Origin of the sequence: Methylocystis sp. H62, from assembly GCF_015709515.1 — a bacterium.
Taxonomy (GTDB): domain Bacteria; phylum Pseudomonadota; class Alphaproteobacteria; order Rhizobiales; family Beijerinckiaceae; genus Methylocystis.
This window is the reverse complement of the sequence record NZ_JADNQZ010000053.1, coordinates 16,732-35,457: the sequence shown is the minus strand read 5'-3', so window position 1 is coordinate 35,457 and position 18,726 is coordinate 16,732. Positions and strand designations below refer to the sequence as shown.

Sequence of the window (18,726 nt, the reverse complement as noted above, 5' to 3'; positions counted from 1 at the left end):
GCCTCTTCTGATACGGAATCTCGGCCGCCCCGCCAAGACCGCGCTCCCGCTGTTCAGGGGAATCGCAGGCGACACGCCGCCGCAGCCTTGCGTTGCCGCCTCAAACCATTACCTTGTCCAACACATCCTTCGCCTAAGTCAGCCGAGCCGCCGCGTTACATGACCTTTATCGAATCTCATCTAGCGCCCGCCGCGCGCAAAAGCGGACAGATCAAGCTGCACGGTCCCCAAGATTTCGAGGGCATGCGCGTCGCGGGCAAGTTGACGGCGGAGGCGCTGGACATGTTGGTCGCGCATGTCCAGCCGGGCGTGACGACCCAGGCGCTTGACGATCTGGTTTTCGACTTCGCCATGGCGCATGACGCCTATCCCGCGCCGCTCGACTATCGCGGCTACCGCAAATCGATCTGCACCTCGATCAACCATGTCGTCTGCCATGGCGTGCCGGACAGCAAGCCTTTGCGCGAAGGCGACATCGTCAATATCGACGTGACGTTTATCGTCGACGGCTGGCACGGCGACGCCAGCCGCATGTTCGCCGTCGGCGAAATTCCGCGGCGGGCGCAGCGGCTGATCGACGTGACCTATGAGGCGCTTGAGCGGGGCGTCGCCGCCGTCAAGCCTGGCGCGACGACCGGCGACATCGGCGCGGCGATTCAGCACTATGCCGAAAGCGAGCGCTGTTCGGTCGTGCGCGATTTTTGCGGCCACGGGCTCGGGCGCGTATTCCACGATGAGCCCAATATTTTGCACTATGGCGTCAAGGGCGAGGGCGTCGAGTTGCGGCCGGGCATGTTCTTCACCATTGAGCCGATGATCAATCTCGGCCGTTCGCAGGTGAAAATATTGTCGGACGGCTGGACGGCCGTCACCCGCGACCGCTCACTTTCCGCGCAGTTTGAACATTCCATCGGCGTCACCGAGACGGGCGCGGAAGTCTTCACCAAATCGCCGGCGGGGCTCGACAATCCCTCTGCCGCGCGCCCCGACGCATGAAGAAGGCGGCTGACGCCGCATCCAGCGACGGCTCAGGCCTGCGCGATTCTGCGCCTCACTTCCACGGTCACCGACAGCGTCTGCGCGATCGCTTCATGGATGCAGGCGAAGCGGCGCTTGCCGATTACGAGATGCTGGAGCTGCTGTTGTTTCGCGCGATCGCGCGGCGCGACGTCAAACCGCTGGCCAAGGCCTTGATCGCCCGCTTTGGCTCCTTCGCCGAGACCGTCGCGGCGCGGCCGGAGAGGCTTCGCGAAATCGACGGTCTCAGCGAGGCGGCGATCGTCGAAATCAAGCTTATCGAGGCTGCGGCGAAACGCCTGGCGCGCGGCGCCTTGCAACGACGTCCGGTGCTCTCTTCCTTCATGGAGGTGCTCGACTATTGCCGAACGGCGATGGCCTTCGCCGAGCGGGAGGAGTTCCGCATCCTGTTTCTCGATAAGCGCAACGCGCTGATCGCCGACGAAGTCCAAGGCGTCGGCACCATCGACCATACGCCGGTCTATCCGCGCGAAATCGTCAGACGTGCGCTGGAGCTCGGCGCGAGCGCGCTCATCCTGGCGCATAACCATCCTTCCGGAGATCCGACGCCGTCGGCCGCGGACATCCGCATGACGAAGGACATCGCCGCCATCGCGCAGCCGTTCGGCATCACGATCCACGACCACCTCATCGTCGGCCGTCACGGCCATGCCAGCTTCAGAGGGCTGAAGCTCATTTGAGGCGACGTCCGTGCACAGGCGTCAGGCTTGACGCGACACTTTCAAAAGCGGGCTGAGCGCATTGTCCTATTTCGTCACGCCGCTGATTATCGCCACGGCGCTCTTCATGGAGCAGCTCGACGGCACCGTGCTCGCCACGGCGCTGCCGGCGATGGCGGCGGATCTTCATGAAGATCCCGTGGCGCTGAAACTCGCTCTGACGTCCTATCTCCTGTCGCTCGCGGTCTTTATTCCGCTTTCGGGTTGGGCGGCGGATCGCTTTGGCGCGCGGCGGGTCTTTCGCGCCGCGATCATCGTCTTCACCTTCGGCTCCATTCTCTGCGGCCTGTCCAATTCGCTCGGCGCGATCGTGACGTTCCGGATCGTGCAAGGCCTCGGCGGCGCGATGATGACGCCGGTCGGACGCCTCGTGCTGCTGCGCACCGCGCCGCGCCACGAACTTGTGCGCGCCATGGCCTATCTGACCATCCCGGCGCTCATGGGCCCAATGATCGGCCCGCCGATCGGCGGCTTCATCGCGACGTATTTTCACTGGCGCTACATCTTCTGGGTCAATGTGCCGATCGGCGCGCTCGGCGTCATGCTCGTCACGCGCTTTATTCCAGACATGCGCGAGGAATGGACGCCGCCGCTCGATATCGCTGGCGCAATCCTTTCAGGCGTCGGCCTCTCTTGCCTCGTCTTTGGCTTCACGATCGCGGGGCGCGGCTTCGCGCCGGCGCCGGTCGTGGTTTTGATCGTCGCGCTCGGGGCAGGGGCGCTCTTCGCTTATACGCGCCACGCCAAACGCACGCCCTATCCGATCGTCGACCTCGATCTCTTGAAAATCCCGACGTTCCGCGCGGCGGTCTTCGGCGGCTTTGTGTTTCGCATCGGACTCGGCGCCACGCCTTTCCTGCTGCCGCTATTGCTGCAAGCGGGCTTCGGACTCTCCGCCTATGAAGCGGGACTTCTGACCTTCGTTTCAGCGGCGGGCGCGATGGCGATGAAAACGACGGCGCAGCCGATCCTGCGAATTTTCAGCTTTCGGCGGGTGCTGATCGTCAATGCGCTTATCTCCGCCGGCTTTCTCGCCTTCAACGCCAGTTTCTCGGCGACGACGCCGCATTTGGTCATCATGGGCGCGCTGCTGGTCGGCGGCTTCTTCCGCTCGCTCGAGTTTACGGCGCTCAACGCCATCGCCTATGCCGACGTTGATCAGGACGCCATGAGCCGCGCGACGAGTTTCGCCTCCGTCGCGCAGCAATTGTCGCTGTCGACGGGCGTCGCGATTGGCGCGGCGGCGCTGGAGGCGACGCGCGCGCTGCGCGGCGGCGGCGCGCTGCAGGCGGCGGATTTCACGCCAGCCTTCCTTGTCGTGGCGTTGATCTCGATGTTTTCGGTGATGAGCTTCCTGCCGCTCGCGCCCAATGCGGGCGACGATCTGACCGGCCGCCGAAAACGCGTGTAATCTCGCGGGGATCGACGGGGAAGAGCTCTTGTCGACGAGGATCGCGCGCGCCAGATCGACTGAAACGAGGACGTTATGTCGAACGCAGCCCAAGACTTCATCGCCGGGCTCCCGAAGGCGGAGCTTCACCTTCATATCGAGGGGACGCTGGAACCCGAGATGGCTTTCGCGCTCGCCGAGCGCAATGGCGTCAAGCTCCCCTACGCTTCGGTCGAGGCGATGCGCCGCTTATACGATTTCCAAAACCTCGCGGACTTTCTCGATCTCTATTATCAGGCGACGCAGGCGCTTTTGACCGAGCGAGACTTCTACGATCTCGCGCACGCGTATCTCGACCGCGCCCGCGAGGAAAACGTTCGCCACGCCGAAATCTTTTTCGATCCGCAGGCGCATATGCGTCGCGGCGTTCCCTTGGGCGCAGTCGTGGAAGGATTGAGCGCAGCCCTGAACGACGCCGCGCGCGAGGGCGGGCCGACGTCGCGACTCATCATGTGCTTTCTGCGCGATCTCGACGCGGCGGACGCCATGGCCACGCTCGAAGCGGCGCGCCCCTGGCTCGATCGCATTGCCGGGGTCGGACTGGATTCCGCAGAAACCGGAAATCCGCCGGGCAAGTTCACGGAGGTCTATGAGCGCGCCCGTTCGCTCGGCCTGCGCGCCGTGGCCCATGCGGGCGAAGAAGGACCCGCCGCCTATGTCGCCGAAGCTCTGGATCGCTTAAAGGTCGAGCGCATCGATCACGGCGTTCACGCGATCGATGACGCGGCCCTGGTTCAGCGGCTCGCGCGGGAGCGGGTTCCGCTGACCGTCTGTCCGCTGTCGAATATACGCCTCTGCGTCTATCCCGATATGCGCGCGCATCCGATTCAGCGGCTCTTCGAAGCAGGCGTCGTCGTGACCGTCAATTCCGACGATCCGGCCTATTTCGGCGGCTATGTGAACGAGAACTACTGCGCGATCCAGCAGGCTTTCGCATTAGGAACAGCCGAACTGACGCAGCTCGCGAAAAACAGTTTCTCGGCGTCATTTCTTTCTGACGACGAAAAGCAAGAGAGAATCGCCGAGGTCGACGCCTATGCGCAAGCGCGTGGCGCTTAAGCGCATCGCCTAGTCGCCGTGTCGCCCGCGAAAGCCTGTCGCCAGCACATAGAGTTCGGCCGAACCGGCGCGGCTCGCCGCCGGCTTGACGTGCCGCACCGTCGCGAAATCGCGCTTGAGCCGCGTGAGCAGCTGGCCTTCGGTTCCGCCCTGCAGCACCTTGGCGATGAAGAAGCCGCCTTCCGCGAGCACGTCGCAAGCGAAATCAGCGGCAATCTCGGCGAGAGCCACGATGCGCAGATGATCGGTCGCCCTGTGGCCAGTGGCGTTCGCGGCCATGTCCGACATCACGCCATCGGCGGCGCCGCCGAGCATGGTCTTGATGAATTCCGGCGCATCGGGATCGTTGAAATCCTTCACCGCGAAGTCGACGCCGTCGACCGGCTCCATGTCGAGCAGATCGACCGCGACGACTTTGCCCTTGCCCTCTTTCGCCTTCACATGCGCGGCGGCGACCTGTGACCAGCCGCCGGGCGCGGCGCCAAGATCGACGATGCGGTCGCCCGGCTTAAAGAGATGATAGCGATCATCCATCTCGATGAGCTTATAGGCGGCGCGCGAGCGATAGCCCTCGCGCTTGGCGCGCGCGACATAAGGATCATTGAGCTGGCGTTCCAGCCAGAGCGTCGAGGAGAGCGACCGCTTGCGCGCGGTCTTTACCCGCGTCTTGAGCGATCGCCCGCCTTCGCGTCCCGACTCTTTCGTCACGCGTGCACCTTGTCGCGCGGGCTGAAGACGCCGCCGGGCGCCGGCTCCATGACGATGTCTCGATCGTGGAAGGCGTGCAGAGTCGACCGGTGTCCGATCGAGACGATCGTCGTGCCGGGCAGCCGCTCGCGCAGCATGGCGTAGATGTCTTCTTCGAGTTGCTCGTCGAGGGCCGACGTGGCTTCGTCGAGGAAAAGCCAATCCGGCTTGGCGAGAAGCGCGCGGGCGATCGCGACGCGCTGTTGCTCGCCGCCTGAAAGCCGCTGACCCCAGTTGTTTTCCTCGTCGAGGCGCTCCAGGAAAGGCGCAAGCCGCGCCGCGCGCAGCGCCTCCTGCACTTCAGCGCGCGAGTAGTCGTCGACGTGGCCCGGATAGACGATCGCTTCGGCCAGCGCGCCCATGGGAATGTAGGGCCGCTGCGGCGCGAGCATCACCTTCGCGCCGCGAGGAGTCAGCACTTCGCCCGAAGCGTAAGGCCAGATGCCGGCGATGGCGCGAAACAGCGTCGACTTGCCGGAACCCGACGGGCCGGTGAGCAGCGCCGGCTGGCCGGCGGCGAACGTCAGATCGTCGACCGTCACGATTTGGCGTCCATCGGGCAAAGCAAGCGTCAGCCCGCGCAGGCGAATATCGGCGCCGTCCGTCGGAGAGATAATTTGCGTCGCAGACGTCTGCCGGCGGGCCGTATCGATCGCGTGGTCAAAGGACGTCAAGCGGTCGAGCACGGACTTAAAATTGGCGAGAGAGGTGTAATAGTTGATGAAGAAGGTCAGCGCGCTTTCCACCCGCCCGAAGGCGCTCGCCGTCTGCGTCATGACGCCGAGCGTAATGCGCCCGGCGAAATAGAAGGGCGCCGTGATCACGTAAGGAATGATCGGCGACAACTGTCCGTAGGTGGAGGTGAACGCCATCAATTGCTTGCGCTTCTGCACGATCGCCAGATAGTTGACGATAATGCCGGCGAACCGCCGCAGCAGTGAACCGCGCTCGGCAGGCTCGCCGCCAAGCAGGGCGATCTGCTCGCTGTATTCGCGCATTCGCGCCAGGGAAAAGCGGAAATCCGCCTCGCGTCTCTGCCGATCGAAGTAGAGCCCGGTAAGAGAGCGGCCGATAAGATGCGTCACCAGCGTTCCCACCAACGCATAGAGCAGCACAACCCAGAACAGGAAACCGGGAATATAAATGTCAGTTCCGGGCAGCGGATAATTGCCCGACAAATCCCACAGCACATAGGCGAAGGAAACGAGTGAACTCAAGGTGGCGATCAGCAGGATCGAATAGGAGTAGACGCCATAGCCTTCCTCGCCGCCGCTGATGAAGCGATTGACGTCCTCGGCGATGCGCTGGTCCGGATTGTCGGCGCCGCTCCCGGCGAGCGCCATGCCGTAATGCGTATGCCCGCCGAGCCAGCGCTCGATATAGTGCTCCGTCAGCCAACGGCGCCAGCGGATGATCAACATCGACTGCAGAACGAATTCGATGATCACGGAGGCGACGTAAACGAAGGCCCAGGGCGTGAACACGTAAAGAAGCTGCCGCCAGAACTCCACGGCGTTTTTCTCCTGAATGGCGTTGAACCAGTCGCGATTGAAGAAGGACAGGCGCACGGTGATGCCGACCTGTCCTTGATTGAGGAGCACCAGCACCACCACCATGGCCATGGCGATCGCGCGCTCTCGCGCCGCAAAGGGTCGAAACGGCCAGACGCGTCCTTCGCCACGCTCGCGCGAATCGAAATAGAGATCGGCGATGCGCGTCATCTCCCGCACGACGGGAATATGCGAGATCGCGTAAACGAGAACCGAGAACACCGCCACGGTCAACGGCATGGTTTCGGGCGGCGCATAGTCTTTCAGCGACGCGGGCCACAAGCCTTCCGCCTGGGCGAGGCTGATGAGTCCGAAGACGATCGTCTCCGTTGAAAAGATGCAGGCGAAGATTTTCAGGAAGCTCGACATGTCCGTCGCGCGCCACGTCGTATAGGCGCAGAGCGCCGCCGCGGCGACGAGAACGAATAGGCTGGAGTCGCCGTTATGGGCGCCGACCAGCGCGGTAAGCGCCGCGAAGATCGCGACCGCCACGCTCAATTTCTGCATCTTTCACCTTGGATGTGAGAAGCCGCTCGGCTCGTCGCGACCGCGTCGCCGGCGATTGCCGTCTCGCCCCATGATAGAGGAATCAGTCCTCTTCAGGAATGACCGCGTCGCCATTGACATGCGCGACAAGCACGGGCGAGGCCTTAAAGGTCAGCACACGGCGCGAGGTTATCGTGGCCTCGACGCCGGTTTTGGGATTGCGGCCGATGCGCTCACGCTTGGCGCGCACGTTAAAAGTCCCGAAGGAACGCAATTTTACGGATTCGCCGCGCAGCAAAGCTTCGCTGATCTCGTCAAAAGTCGCGTCCAATATCTTGCGAGCTTCGGCGCGGGACAGCGATGGGCAGCAGCCATAGACGGCCTCTCGCAGCGCCGCCCGCGTTAAGGTGCTGCCTGGAGCGGTTCTCCTTACCATACGAAAAGAGCGCCCAATGATCGTTCTGTCGGGACTGGGCTGAACACAACTCCCCCTCGAAGCTTCTGGCAATCGCAACATGGCAATAAATGGGCGCTGCGCCCGTGGCCGCATAGTACGCATAAACGACCGATTTGCAAGGGCGATCACGGTTCTACGTCCCGACTAAACGATCGAACTCTGACCCACGGCCAGGCGATAGCGGAACCCTCAAACGGCCAACTTCACCTTGTGCTGCGCCACCGGGATCATGGCGCGTATTTTACGAATGCGGTCGACGTCCACATAGGACGATACGAGGCCCGGCCCTTCGGAAGCCTTCGCGACGACTTGGCCCCACGGGTCGGCGATCAGAGAATTGCCGTACGTAAAGCGCGTCTCATGCCCGGCCTTATGCGCGCCTGTCTGCGCCGGCGCGCAGAGATAGGCCTGCATTTCGATCGCGCGCGCGCGGCACAGCACTTCCCAATGGTCCTTGCCGGTGACCAGCGTGAACGCCGCCGGCAGCGCGACGATATCCGCGCCCTTATCCGCGAGCGCCTGGAAGAGATATGAAAAGCGAAGGTCGTAGCAGATCGCGCAGCCGACGGTGACGCCTTCGCAATCATAGGTGACGACGGAGTCGCCCGGCTTGAACGCGGCGCTCTCGTGATATTTGGCGCCGTCCGGCGCCGTGATGTCGAACATGTGGATCTTGCGGTAGCGCGCCACCTCCTCGCCCTCGCGGTTGAAGGCGACGCTGGTGTTGTGCAACCGCTCCTCGCCAGGCGCTTTTTCAAGAATGGACCCGGCGTGGATGAAGACCTTGTGCTCGCGCGCGAGCGTCTGGCACATTTCATAAGCGGGGCCGCCCGGAAGCTCCTCGGCGGCGGCCATCTTCTCGGCGCGGGAGCCGCCGATGAAATCGAAGACCTCAGGAAGACAGATCCAGTCTGGACGCTCCTGAACCACGGCGCGCTCGATCAAAGCGCGGGCGTTGGCGAGGTTCAAGGCCTTATCGCCAACGGAATTCATCTGAACCAGAGTAACCTTCATCGACCGCCCGATTGTTTCGCTGTTGCTCCCGCGACCCACAGTCGCACCCTAACGAATAGCGCCGCTCATTCATTATACGTCGCTGGCGCCGAAGGTATAGGTCGAATCGCGCTTAGCGCGACGTCGTCGATCGATTGGGGCAAAAGCCGGCGCGCAACGCTGCAATGCAAAATTCGACCATTTGCGCGCTGGTCGGCGTTGGGCGATCGGCGCATTCCACCATCAGCCGGGGGTGGCAGTAGCGAATACAGGCGGCATGCACCAGCCGCGCCGCGAGCTGCGCATCAGCCTTAGCGAATTCGCCGCTCTCCATGCCCGATTGAATGACGTCCTCGAGGGCGGCGTCAATACGGTCGATGTGATCCGAGATGATCGGCCAATTCTCGTCCAGCGCCGCTTCCACCATGTCGTGCAGCTTACGGTCGGCGACGTAGCGTTCGGCGTTCATCGCCTCGTTGGACAGGATGAGCGCGCGCAGCCGCTGCTCCGCCGAACCCGGCCCATGTGCGATGCTCTGCGCCGACTGCTCGACTTCGTTCATCAGATGGCGCGCGACGGCGGCGTTGATTTCCGATTTGGCGCCAAAGAAGCGATAGACATTCGCCGGCGACATCCGCAATTCGCGGGCGATATCGGCGACCGTGGTCTTTTGGAAGCCGATCTCGCGGAAGAGCCGCTCTGCGGTGGCGATGATTCTCGCGCGCTGCTCGGTCTCGCGCGCGTTCTGCGCGCTAGCCCCCATCACGCTCATTCGGCCGCTCCCCTGGCAAGCCCGTCGGCTAGGGTCTGGACCCGCGCGCCTTTGGCTTCGGCCAATCCCTCGCCAAGATGACGGCGGAACCATGTCGCGTAAAGCGCCGGCAGGAACAGAACCGTGAGAAAAGTGGCGACGAAAAGCCCGCCCATGATGGTCAGCGCCATCGGCCCCCAGAAGGCGGAGCCCGAAAGCGGAATCATGGCGAGAATCGCAGCCAGCGCCGTCAGCGCGACGGGGCGCACGCGCCGAATCGTCGCGCCGATGATCGCCTCACGATATTTCTCGCCGCGCTCGAGATCTTGTCGCACCTGATCGACGAGAATGATCGAGTTACGCATGTCCATGCCCGAGAGCGCGATGAGGCCAAGCAGCGCGACGAAGCCGAACGGCGCGTGAGCGACATTGAGCGCGAGCGACGCGCCGATGACGCCGAGCGGCGCGCTCACCATTACGAGCGCGACGCGCGTGAAGTTCTGGAGCTGGAACATCACGATGGTCAGCATGACGAGGCCGACGAGCGGAAAAACCGCAAAGATCGACGCATTGCCCTTTTTCGATTCCTCGATCGCGCCGCCCATCTCGATGCGATAGCCCGGCTGAAGATGCTCGCGAATCTGCGCAAGCTGCGGCCAGATGCGCATCGTCGCATCCGGCGCCTGCACGCCGTCCTTGACGCCGGAGCGCACCGTGATGCTCATGTCGCGATTGCGCCGCCAAAAAATCGGCTCTTCGTGGTCGTAGACGACCTTCGCGACTTGCGAGACCGTCACGGCCTTGCCGTCGCGCGCATAGATCACCATGTCGCCGATCCTCGAGAGATCGCCGCGCTCCTGAGGAATGGCGCGCGCGACCACTTCGACCTGATCGATCCCGTCGCGCAATGTCGTGATCGTCACGCCGGAAATCGCCAGACGCAGCCTGTTCGACACATCCTGCGGCGTCAGCCCGAGCAGCCGCGCGCGATCCTGATCGATGACCAACCGCACGCGCGGCGTCTGCTCGTTCCAATTGAGATGCGGATCGTCGACGCCCGCGTCGCCGCGCATCACGTCGCGCACCTGATAGGCGATGGCGCGGACGGTCGCGGGATCGGAGCCGACCACGCGAAACTGCACGGGAAATCCTACCGGCGGCCCGTAATAGAAGCGATCGACGCGCGCGCGCGCCTGCGGCAAGGCGCCGTTGGCGATGGCGGTCTCCAGCTTCTTCTTCAAGCGCTCGCGCGCCGCGATGTCCTTGGCGACGATGACGATCTCGGAATAGGCTTCGTTTGGGAGCTGCGGATTGAGGCCGAGCCAGAACCGCGGCGGGCCCTGTCCGACATAGCTCGTGTAAAGGGCGGCGTCCGGATCGTCCTTGAGGAGCGCCTCGGCCTGTTTGGCGGCCTCGAGCGAAGCGCCGATGGACGAACCTTCGGGAAGGCGCAACTGGAGGAAGAGCTCCAGGCGCTCCGCATAGGGGAAGAACTGCTTCGGCACGACGAAGAAGCCGAAGGCAGCGAGCGCGAAAACGCCGATCACGCCGGCGATCACCACGCCGCGATAGTCGACCGCCCAGGTGACGACGGCGCGGAGCCAACGATAAAAGGGCGTCCGATAGATCTCGTCGGGATCGCGATGCGGATGCAGCTTGGCGAAATCGGGAAGAAGCTTCACGCCGAGATAGGGCGTGAACATCACCGCGACGAACCATGAGGCGATCAGCGCGACGAGCAATACCCAGAACATCGACCCCGTATATTCGCCGACCCCGGAATTGGCGAAGCCGACCGGCAGGAAGCCCGCGGCGGTCACGAGCGTGCCGGTCAGCATCGGAAAGGCCGTCGAGTCCCAGGCGAAGGTCGCAGCTTTGATCCGATTGAAGCCCTGCTCCATCTTCACCATCATCATCTCGACGGCGATGATCGCGTCATCGACAAGAAGGCCGAGCGCAATGATCAGCGCGCCGAGCGAGATGCGCTGGAGATCGATGCCGAGCGGACCCATGAAGATGAAAACGATGGCGAGCACCAAAGGCACGGAGAGCGCGACGACGATGCCGGTCCGAAAGCCGAGCGAGAGAAAGCTTACGCCGAGCACGATCACCAGCGCCTCCAGGAAGGAGCGCGTGAATTCGCCGATCGCCTCTTCGACGACCTTCGGCTGATCGGCGATCTGATCGATATCGACGCCAACCGGCGTCTTGCCGCGTATCTCCTCGACCGCTGCGCCGACGTTCTCGCCGAATTTGAGGACGTTGGCGCCCTTTCCCATAACGACGCCGACGACGATCGTCGGCTGGCCCTTAAAGCGTGCGAGAAAACTCGGCGGGTCTTCGAAGCCGGCGTAGACATTGGCGATGTCGCCGAGGCGGATCACCTTGCCGTTCGCTTCGATGGGAATCGCGGCGATGGCGTCCGCGCCTTTAAGATCGCTCGTCACCTGAACCCGCACGCGGCTCGACGACGTCTCGAAAACGCCGGCGTCGTTGATGGCGTTCTGCTTGGAGAGCGAATCGAAGACGGCCTGAGGCTGGATCGCCAGGCTCGCGAGCTTCGCCTCGCTGAATTCGACAAAGATGCGGCGCCCCTGATCGCCATAGACGTCGACTTTGATCACATCCTGCACGGAGAGCAGCCGTTGGCGCAGCGTCTGGACCACCTTGTCGAGGACATGATAGTCGGCGCCGTCGCCGGTCACCGCATACATCACCGTGTCGACGTCGCCATATTCGTCGTTCACTTGCGGACCGCGCACGCCGGCCGGAAGCGTCGGCGCGATGTCGTCGAGCTTCTTGCGCAACTGATAGAAGAGCTGCGGCACGTCCTTTGGCGGAGTCGTGTCCTTGAAGGTCACCTGCATCGCCAGAAAGCCGGGCTTGGTATAGCTCTCGATCTTGTCGAGGAAGGGCAGCTCCTGAAGCTTCTTCTCCATCAGATCCGCGACCTGATCGCGTATCTCGGTGGCCGTCGCGCCTGGCCATGAGGCCGTCACGACGGCGACCTTGATGGTGAATGACGGATCCTCGGCGCGTCCTAGCCGCATGTAGGAATAGACGCCGGTCAGACTGATCGCGATCATCAGAAACAGCATTAGCGTCGGCCGTTGAACGGCCCAGCGCGAAAGGTTTACGCCAGCCATGGCCTGACCCTCAAAGCGATTGCCGCGAGATCACGCGGACTTTTGTATTGGGATCGAGCTTGTGGACGCCGAGAACGACGATGTTGTCGCCGTCCTTGACGCCGCCGGCGACAAGCGCGGCGTCGGCCTCGAGGCGCACCAATGTCACCGGAACGAGCTGCAAGTTCCCTTCGCCGTCAACTTTCCAAAGCGAGGGTCCGGAGCCCTGATTGTAGATCGCCGAGAGCGGCACGCTGACGACGGGCTGCGCATCCGAAGCTGAAATGTGCAGCGTGGCGCTCATGCCGAGGGCGACGGCGGCATCCGGATTGAGGATAGAGAAGCGCGCCGCGAAGGTGCGCGTGACCGGATCGGCGGCGGGACTGAGTTCGCGCAGCTTGGCGCGATAGACAGCGCCGGGCTTCGACCAGAGCGTCAAGGTCGCCTCGCCCTTTCCGGCCGCCGCGGCGAACGCCTCCGGCAGGGCGACGGCGGCTTCCAATTCGCCGGCATGGGCGATACGCACGGCAGGCTGCCCCGCCGCGACCACTTGCCCAGGATCGACGAGCGTCTGCGTGACGACGCCGTCCGCGCCGGCGCGCAGCGTGGCGTAGTCCAGCGCGTTGCGGGCGAGCTCGACCGCGCGTTCGGCCCGTCGGAACCGCCCGCGCGCCTCCTCGCCGCCGGCGCGCGCCCGATCGAGCGCCGCCTGGGCGGTCCAGCCCTTGGCGCGCAGTTCGGCGGCGCGCCTTTCATCAGCGACGGCCTGAGTTTGCGCCACCCGCGCCGCGGCGAATTCGGCGTCGGACTGCTCCTTCTGCAGCCGCAGATCCTGGTCGTCGAGCGCCGCGATCGGGTCGCCAGCCTTCACCCGCTGACCAACTTCGACAAAGCGCTTGACCACCTTTCCGGCGACGCGAAAACCTTGGTCGGATTCGACCCTGGGGCGAATGGTGGCGACAAATTCGCGCGCCTGCGACTGCGCGGCGTAGCGCGCCGGCGCCACGAGCACCGGCCGCTCGGAGCGCTCGCTCTCTTCGGCGGACCGCTCGGCCTTGCCGTCACAGCCGGCGAGCGCCACGGTCAGAACTGCAGCGAGCCCGCAAAGACTCAAGCGATAACTGAGCATTGAACTCGTCCCATTGACGCCAGAGCCGCGTCGAGTTCCTTCTGACGATTTTCAATAATCGTCAGTCGTCAGCAATTGGTCAACAGGCAAGACAAATTTTGTTGCAGCGAAATCTTGTTCCAGGCGCTGGCTAAACCGGCCTGGCCCCGCGGCTGACGCGCCCCAGCGCAGCCCGGACGCCTTGTCGCACGGAAATGATTCTTCTATATGCGGCCTGCTCTTGCGGCCGGGTGAGCGCAACACAATCTTGGGAGAGCTAAGCGTGAAGGATCGCGCGGCGGGCTCATGGCGAGCCGCCGTCCTTCGCCTTTTGAACCGGACCGCTTCGGGGTTCGGGGTTCACCAGCGAAAGGAAATGATATGGGCAAAATTATCGGCATCGACCTCGGCACGACCAATTCCTGCGTGGCCGTCATGGAAGGGTCGAGCCCCAAGGTGATTGAAAACGCCGAAGGCGCTCGGACGACGCCTTCGATTGTCGCCTTCACCGATGACGGCGAGCGCCTCGTCGGCCAACCCGCCAAACGTCAGGCGGTGACGAATCCCGACAAGACCTTCTTCGCCATCAAGCGGCTGATCGGCCGCACCTACGACGACCCGATGACCAAAAAGGACATGGGTCTCGTTCCCTACCAGATCGTCAAGGCCAACAACGGCGACGCCTGGGTTGAAGCCTCCGGCAAGCAGTATTCGCCGTCGCAGATTTCCGCCTTCATTCTGCAAAAGATGAAGGAGACGGCTGAGGCCTTTCTCGGCCAGACGGTCACCCAGGCCGTCATCACCGTCCCCGCCTACTTCAACGACGCTCAGCGCCAGGCCACCAAGGACGCCGGCAAGATCGCCGGCCTTGAAGTGCTGCGCATCATCAACGAGCCCACGGCGGCGGCGCTCGCTTATGGCCTCGACAAGAAGCAGTCGGGCACGATCGCGGTTTACGACCTCGGCGGCGGCACGTTCGACGTGTCAATCCTGGAGATCGGCGACGGCGTCTTCGAGGTGAAGTCGACGAACGGCGACACGTTCCTTGGCGGCGAAGACTTCGACATGCGCCTCGTCGAATATCTCGCGGCCGAGTTCAAGAAAGAGCAGGGCATCGACCTCACGAAGGACAAGCTCGCTCTCCAGCGCCTCAAGGAGGCCGCGGAAAAGGCCAAGATCGAGCTCTCGTCGGCGACGCAGACCGAAATCAACCTGCCTTACATCACCGCCGACGCCACCGGGCCCAAGCATCTGACGCTGAAGCTCACGCGCGCGAAATTCGAAGCGCTCGTCGACGATCTTATTCAGCGCACGGTGGAGCCCTGCCGGAAGGCGTTGAAGGACGCCGGACTGTCGGCGGCTGACATCGGCGAGGTGGTGCTTGTGGGCGGCATGACCCGTATGCCCAAAGTGCAGGAGGTCGTGAAGCAGTTCTTCGGCAAGGAGCCGCACAAGGGCGTCAACCCTGACGAAGTCGTCGCCATCGGCGCCGCGGTGCAGGCGGGCGTGCTGCAGGGCGACGTGAAGGACGTGCTGCTGCTCGACGTGACGCCGCTGTCGCTGGGCATCGAGACGCTCGGCGGCGTGTTCACACGCCTCATCGACCGGAACACGACGATCCCCACCAAGAAGAGCCAGGTGTTCTCGACGGCCGAAGACAATCAGACCGCCGTCACCATCAGGGTCTTCCAGGGCGAACGCGAGATGGCTGCGAACAACAAGCTGCTCGGCCAGTTCGACCTCGTCGGCATTCCGCCGGCGCCGCGCGGCATGCCGCAAGTGGAAGTGACCTTCGACATCGACGCGAACGGCATCGTCAACGTCACGGCGAAAGACAAGGCGACGAACAAGGAGCAGCAGATCCGCATCCAGGCCTCTGGCGGCCTCAGCGACGCCGACATCGACAAAATGGTCAAGGACGCCGAGGTGCACGCCGCGGAAGACAAGATCCGCCGCGAACTCGTCGACGCCAAGAACCATGGCGAGGCCGCGGTCCACGCCGCGGAGAAATCCGTCGCCGAATTCGGCGACAAGGTTTCGGCCGCGGATAAGAGCGCCATCGAAGCCGCCATCGCCGCGCTGAAGAGCGCCGTCGAGGGCGACGACGCCGACGCGATCAAGGCCAGGACCAACGAATTGAGTCAGGCCTCGATGAAGCTCGGCGAGGCGATGTATAAGGCGCAGCAGGCGGACGCCTCAGGGACTGGCGCGTCCGAGGAGGCGCCCAAGGACGACGTGATCGACGCGGAGTTCAAGGACGTCGGCGACGACAAGAAGTAAGCCGGGACTGGCCATAGCCGCTTCGATGCGGTAGCGAAACGGGAACCCGGCGCGAATACGCCGGGTTCCCTTGCGTTCATGTGATCGCGGCCCATGGCCCTCCGCCGCACCACCAGAAAATCAAGCATGTCCAAACGCGACTATTATGAAGTTCTCGGCGTCAGCCGCACGGTCACGGAAGTCGAATTAAAGATCGCCTTTCGCAAGTCGGCGATGCAGTGCCATCCCGATCGGCACCCCGGCGACAAGCAGGCGGAAGCGCGTTTCAAGGAATTGAACGAAGCCTATCAGTGTCTGTGCGACCAGCAGAAGCGCGCGGCATACGACCGTTTCGGCCATGCCGCCTTTGAACAGGGCGGCGGCTTCGGCGCCGGCGAGGGCTTCGGCGCCTCCATGGCCGATATTTTCGAGGATCTGTTCGGCGACGTCATGGGACGGCGCAGCCGCTCGGGCGGCCGCGAGCGGGGCTCGGATCTGCGCTACAATATGGAGATCACCCTCGACGAGGCCTATCACGGCAAGGCCGCTTCGCTGAAAATCCCGACCTCGGCGACCTGCGAAGCCTGCTCGGGAACAGGCGCGAAAAAGGGCTCAAAGCCGAAGACCTGCACAACCTGCAACGGCATGGGACGGGTGCGCGCCCAGCAGGGCTTTTTCGCGATCGAGCGCACCTGTCCGACCTGCCAGGGGCGCGGCGAGACGATCGAGAATCCTTGCCCCGCTTGCGCCGGCGCCGGGCGCAAGACAATCGAACGCTCGCTCTCCGTCAATGTGCCGCCGGGCGTTGAGGACGGCACGCGCATCAGGCTCGCCGGCGAAGGCGAGGCGGGACTGCGGGGCGGTCCGTCCGGCGACCTCTACATTTTCCTCTCTGTGAAGCCGCATCCGTTCTTCCAGCGCGATGGGGCGGATCTCTATTGCCGCGTGCCGATCTCGATGGTGCGTGCGGCGCTCGGCGGCGAGATCACGGTGCATGCGCTCGACGGCTCCGAGGTGACGCTCAAAATTCCCGAGGGCGCGCAGTCCGGACGCCAGCTCAAGGCCAAGGGCAAGGGCATGCCGGTGCTGCGCGGGCGCGATCAAGGCGACCTGCATGTGCAGATCAGCGTCGAGACGCCGCAAAAGCTGACCAAGCGCCAGAAGGAGCTCCTCGCCGAATTCGAGGAGGAGTCTTCGCATGACACGCATCCCGAGGAGACCGGCTTCTTCGCGCGGATGAAGGATCTGTTCGGCGGGTAGCGCATGTTCCCAAAACGTGCGCCGCGCTTTTTGAACAAGCGCATGCGCGATCAAATGCTCAGGCAATTCGCCCTAATGCTTTTGAGTGCGTTTCCCTGGCGCCGCGCGCTGAATGCGCAATAAGAAGGCGGGCGCGGGAGGATTTCATGTCCAATTATTACGGCGCAGCGCATCGTGCGCTTCAGGATGAATTCGACACGCGCCGCCTCGCCGATCTGATGGAAGGCGGCGTGATCCAGACCGAATTCGCGCCGCATGAAATCGATTTCATCCAGTCGCGCGACATGTTTTTTCTCGCCACCATCGATCAGTCTGGCCGGCCGACGGTCTCCTACAAGGGCGGCGCGACAGGTTTTGTGCGCGTCACCGCGCCGAGTGCGCTGATCTTCCCCTGGTACGACGGCAATGGCATGTTTTATTCGGCCGGCAATTTCGTCGAGAGGGCGAGCGTTGGACTGCTGTTCATCGACTTTCTGAGGCCGAACCGCTTGCGCGTGCAAGGCGCGGCGGCGATCTCGCGCGACCCGGCGCTGCTTGCGACATATCCCGGCGCGCAATTCCTTGTCAGCGTTGCGGTCGAGAGCGTCTGGGTCAATTGCCCGCGATATATCCACGGCTATCAGAAAGTCACGGACTCGAAATATTTGCCGGATTCAGCCGGCGAGGCGCCGCTGCCGGGCTGGAAGCGGCTCGATCTTGCCCAGGAGGCGCTGACGCCCAAGGATCGCGCCGCCGTCGATGCGGCCGGCGGCGTCATCGATCTGGACGCCTATGGCGCACTCATCGCGAAGGGCGAAGGGTAAGCTCACACAGGACGCGCCGTTGACATTCAGGCGGGCGACCCGACTCCCAACGCAGTGCCGTTCAACTTGGATAGGATTTCGTCCGTCAGATCGAGCTCGGCGGCGGAAAGATTCTCCGCCAAATGCGCGATCGAGGAGGTGCCCGGGATCAACAAGATATTGGGCGCCCGGCGGAGGAGCCATGCGAGCGCGACCTGTATCGGCGTGGCTTCGATACTCCGCGCGACATCAGATAAAGTTGAGGAGCGTAGAGGCGCAAATCCGCCAAGCGGGAAAAACGGCACATAGGCGACGCCGTCGCGAGCCAGACTATCGATCAAAGCGTCGTCGGCCCTGTGCGCCAGATTGTAGTGGTTCTGCACACAAACGATTTCGCAAATCCGCCGCCCTTCCTCCACCTGCGCGGGCGTAACATTGCTGAGGCCGATGGAACGGATAAGCCCCTGTTGCCGCAGTTCGGCGAGGACTGTCAGCGGCGCTTCGAGCGAACCTTCGGCAGAACCGTGATCGCCGGACATGGCGCGGAAATTCACCACCTCAAGCGCGTCGAGAACAAGGTTCCGCAGGTTGTCATGCACCGCCTGAATCAGCTCCTCGCGCGAGAAGGCGGGCAGCCACGAACCATTGTCGCCGCGCCGGGCCCCGATCTTTGTGACAATGACAAGGTCCTCAGCGTAGGGATGCAACGCCTCGCAAATCAGCTCGTTCGCGACATGCGGGCCATAGAAATCGCTGGTGTCGATATGATTCACCCCCCGAGCGACGGCCTCACGCAAGACGGCGAGGGCCGCGTTGCGGTCCCTCGGCGGTCCCAACGCGTTTGGGCCCACGAGCTGCATCGCACCGTAGCCAAGCCGTCTTACAGAGCGGTTGCCGAGAGTGAATGCGCCGGTCATAGCCTGGATCCTCTTTTCAGGTTTC

General features: G+C 63.4%; 15 protein-coding genes. 7 read left to right on the top strand and 8 right to left on the bottom strand.

Annotated elements, in window-relative coordinates; translation table 11 throughout:
• Nucleotides 1-159 precede the first annotated feature (159 nt).
• From map to IYY11_RS11020, 4 genes are all read left to right on the top strand, one after another.
• The gene (gene map / locus IYY11_RS11035) at nucleotides 160-996 is read left to right on the top strand and encodes a type I methionyl aminopeptidase (RefSeq protein ID WP_196403904.1); all 837 of its coding nucleotides are present in this window, start codon (nucleotides 160-162) and stop codon (nucleotides 994-996) included.
• Nucleotides 993-1,718 (top strand): RadC family protein, encoded by a 726-nt coding sequence (radC, locus tag IYY11_RS11030; protein ID WP_196403903.1) that lies wholly within the window; start codon nucleotides 993-995, stop codon nucleotides 1,716-1,718. The genes map and radC overlap by 4 nt, the downstream gene beginning before the upstream one ends.
• A 61-nt stretch (nucleotides 1,719-1,779) precedes the next feature.
• Nucleotides 1,780-3,168, top strand: coding sequence for a DHA2 family efflux MFS transporter permease subunit (locus IYY11_RS11025; RefSeq protein WP_196403902.1), 1,389 nt, complete (start codon nucleotides 1,780-1,782; stop codon nucleotides 3,166-3,168).
• A gap of 75 nt (nucleotides 3,169-3,243) precedes the next feature.
• On the top strand, nucleotides 3,244-4,266 hold the full coding sequence (locus IYY11_RS11020; RefSeq protein ID WP_196403901.1) for an adenosine deaminase: 1,023 nt from the start codon (nucleotides 3,244-3,246) through the stop codon (nucleotides 4,264-4,266).
• 9 nt (nucleotides 4,267-4,275) lie between these two features.
• On the opposite strand, the gene IYY11_RS11015 is transcribed toward IYY11_RS11020, so the two are convergent.
• The 7 genes from IYY11_RS11015 to IYY11_RS10985 all read right to left on the bottom strand — a co-directional run bounded on the left by IYY11_RS11015 (nucleotide 4,276) and on the right by IYY11_RS10985 (nucleotide 13,504).
• Nucleotides 4,276-4,974: an RlmE family RNA methyltransferase gene (locus IYY11_RS11015; protein WP_196403900.1), complete on the bottom strand. Its 699-nt coding sequence runs from the start codon at nucleotides 4,972-4,974 to the stop codon at nucleotides 4,276-4,278.
• Nucleotides 4,971-7,070: an ABC transporter ATP-binding protein/permease gene (locus tag IYY11_RS11010; protein ID WP_196403899.1), complete on the bottom strand. Its 2,100-nt coding sequence runs from the start codon at nucleotides 7,068-7,070 to the stop codon at nucleotides 4,971-4,973. Before IYY11_RS11010 ends, IYY11_RS11015 begins: the two co-directional genes overlap by 4 nt.
• A gap of 82 nt (nucleotides 7,071-7,152) precedes the next feature.
• On the bottom strand, nucleotides 7,153-7,485 hold the full coding sequence (locus IYY11_RS11005; protein ID WP_124737291.1) for an integration host factor subunit alpha: 333 nt from the start codon (nucleotides 7,483-7,485) through the stop codon (nucleotides 7,153-7,155).
• A gap of 210 nt (nucleotides 7,486-7,695) precedes the next feature.
• On the bottom strand, nucleotides 7,696-8,520 hold the full coding sequence (locus IYY11_RS11000) for a carbon-nitrogen hydrolase family protein (protein WP_124737292.1): 825 nt from the start codon (nucleotides 8,518-8,520) through the stop codon (nucleotides 7,696-7,698).
• A gap of 112 nt (nucleotides 8,521-8,632) precedes the next feature.
• Nucleotides 8,633-9,271: a TetR/AcrR family transcriptional regulator gene (locus IYY11_RS10995; protein WP_196403898.1), complete on the bottom strand. Its 639-nt coding sequence runs from the start codon at nucleotides 9,269-9,271 to the stop codon at nucleotides 8,633-8,635.
• Nucleotides 9,268-12,396 (bottom strand): efflux RND transporter permease subunit, encoded by a 3,129-nt coding sequence (locus IYY11_RS10990; protein WP_196403897.1) that lies wholly within the window; start codon nucleotides 12,394-12,396, stop codon nucleotides 9,268-9,270. The genes IYY11_RS10995 and IYY11_RS10990 overlap by 4 nt, the downstream gene beginning before the upstream one ends.
• A gap of 10 nt (nucleotides 12,397-12,406) precedes the next feature.
• Nucleotides 12,407-13,504 (bottom strand): efflux RND transporter periplasmic adaptor subunit, encoded by a 1,098-nt coding sequence (locus IYY11_RS10985; protein WP_196403896.1) that lies wholly within the window; start codon nucleotides 13,502-13,504, stop codon nucleotides 12,407-12,409.
• A gap of 360 nt (nucleotides 13,505-13,864) precedes the next feature.
• Between IYY11_RS10985 and dnaK the strand changes: the two genes are divergently transcribed.
• From dnaK to IYY11_RS10970, 3 genes are all read left to right on the top strand, one after another.
• The gene (dnaK, locus tag IYY11_RS10980; protein WP_196403895.1) at nucleotides 13,865-15,763 is read left to right on the top strand and encodes a molecular chaperone DnaK; all 1,899 of its coding nucleotides are present in this window, start codon (nucleotides 13,865-13,867) and stop codon (nucleotides 15,761-15,763) included.
• 126 nt (nucleotides 15,764-15,889) lie between these two features.
• Nucleotides 15,890-17,002 (top strand): molecular chaperone DnaJ, encoded by a 1,113-nt coding sequence (gene dnaJ / locus IYY11_RS10975; protein WP_196403894.1) that lies wholly within the window; start codon nucleotides 15,890-15,892, stop codon nucleotides 17,000-17,002.
• 146 nt (nucleotides 17,003-17,148) lie between these two features.
• On the top strand, nucleotides 17,149-17,805 hold the full coding sequence (locus IYY11_RS10970; RefSeq protein WP_196403893.1) for a pyridoxamine 5'-phosphate oxidase family protein: 657 nt from the start codon (nucleotides 17,149-17,151) through the stop codon (nucleotides 17,803-17,805).
• Nucleotides 17,806-17,831: 26 nt separating this feature from the next.
• On the opposite strand, the gene IYY11_RS10965 is transcribed toward IYY11_RS10970, so the two are convergent.
• A complete protein-coding gene (locus tag IYY11_RS10965; RefSeq protein ID WP_196403892.1) occupies nucleotides 17,832-18,701 on the bottom strand; it encodes an aldo/keto reductase family oxidoreductase in 870 nt (289 codons plus the stop codon).
• Nucleotides 18,702-18,726: the final 25 nt, after the last annotated feature.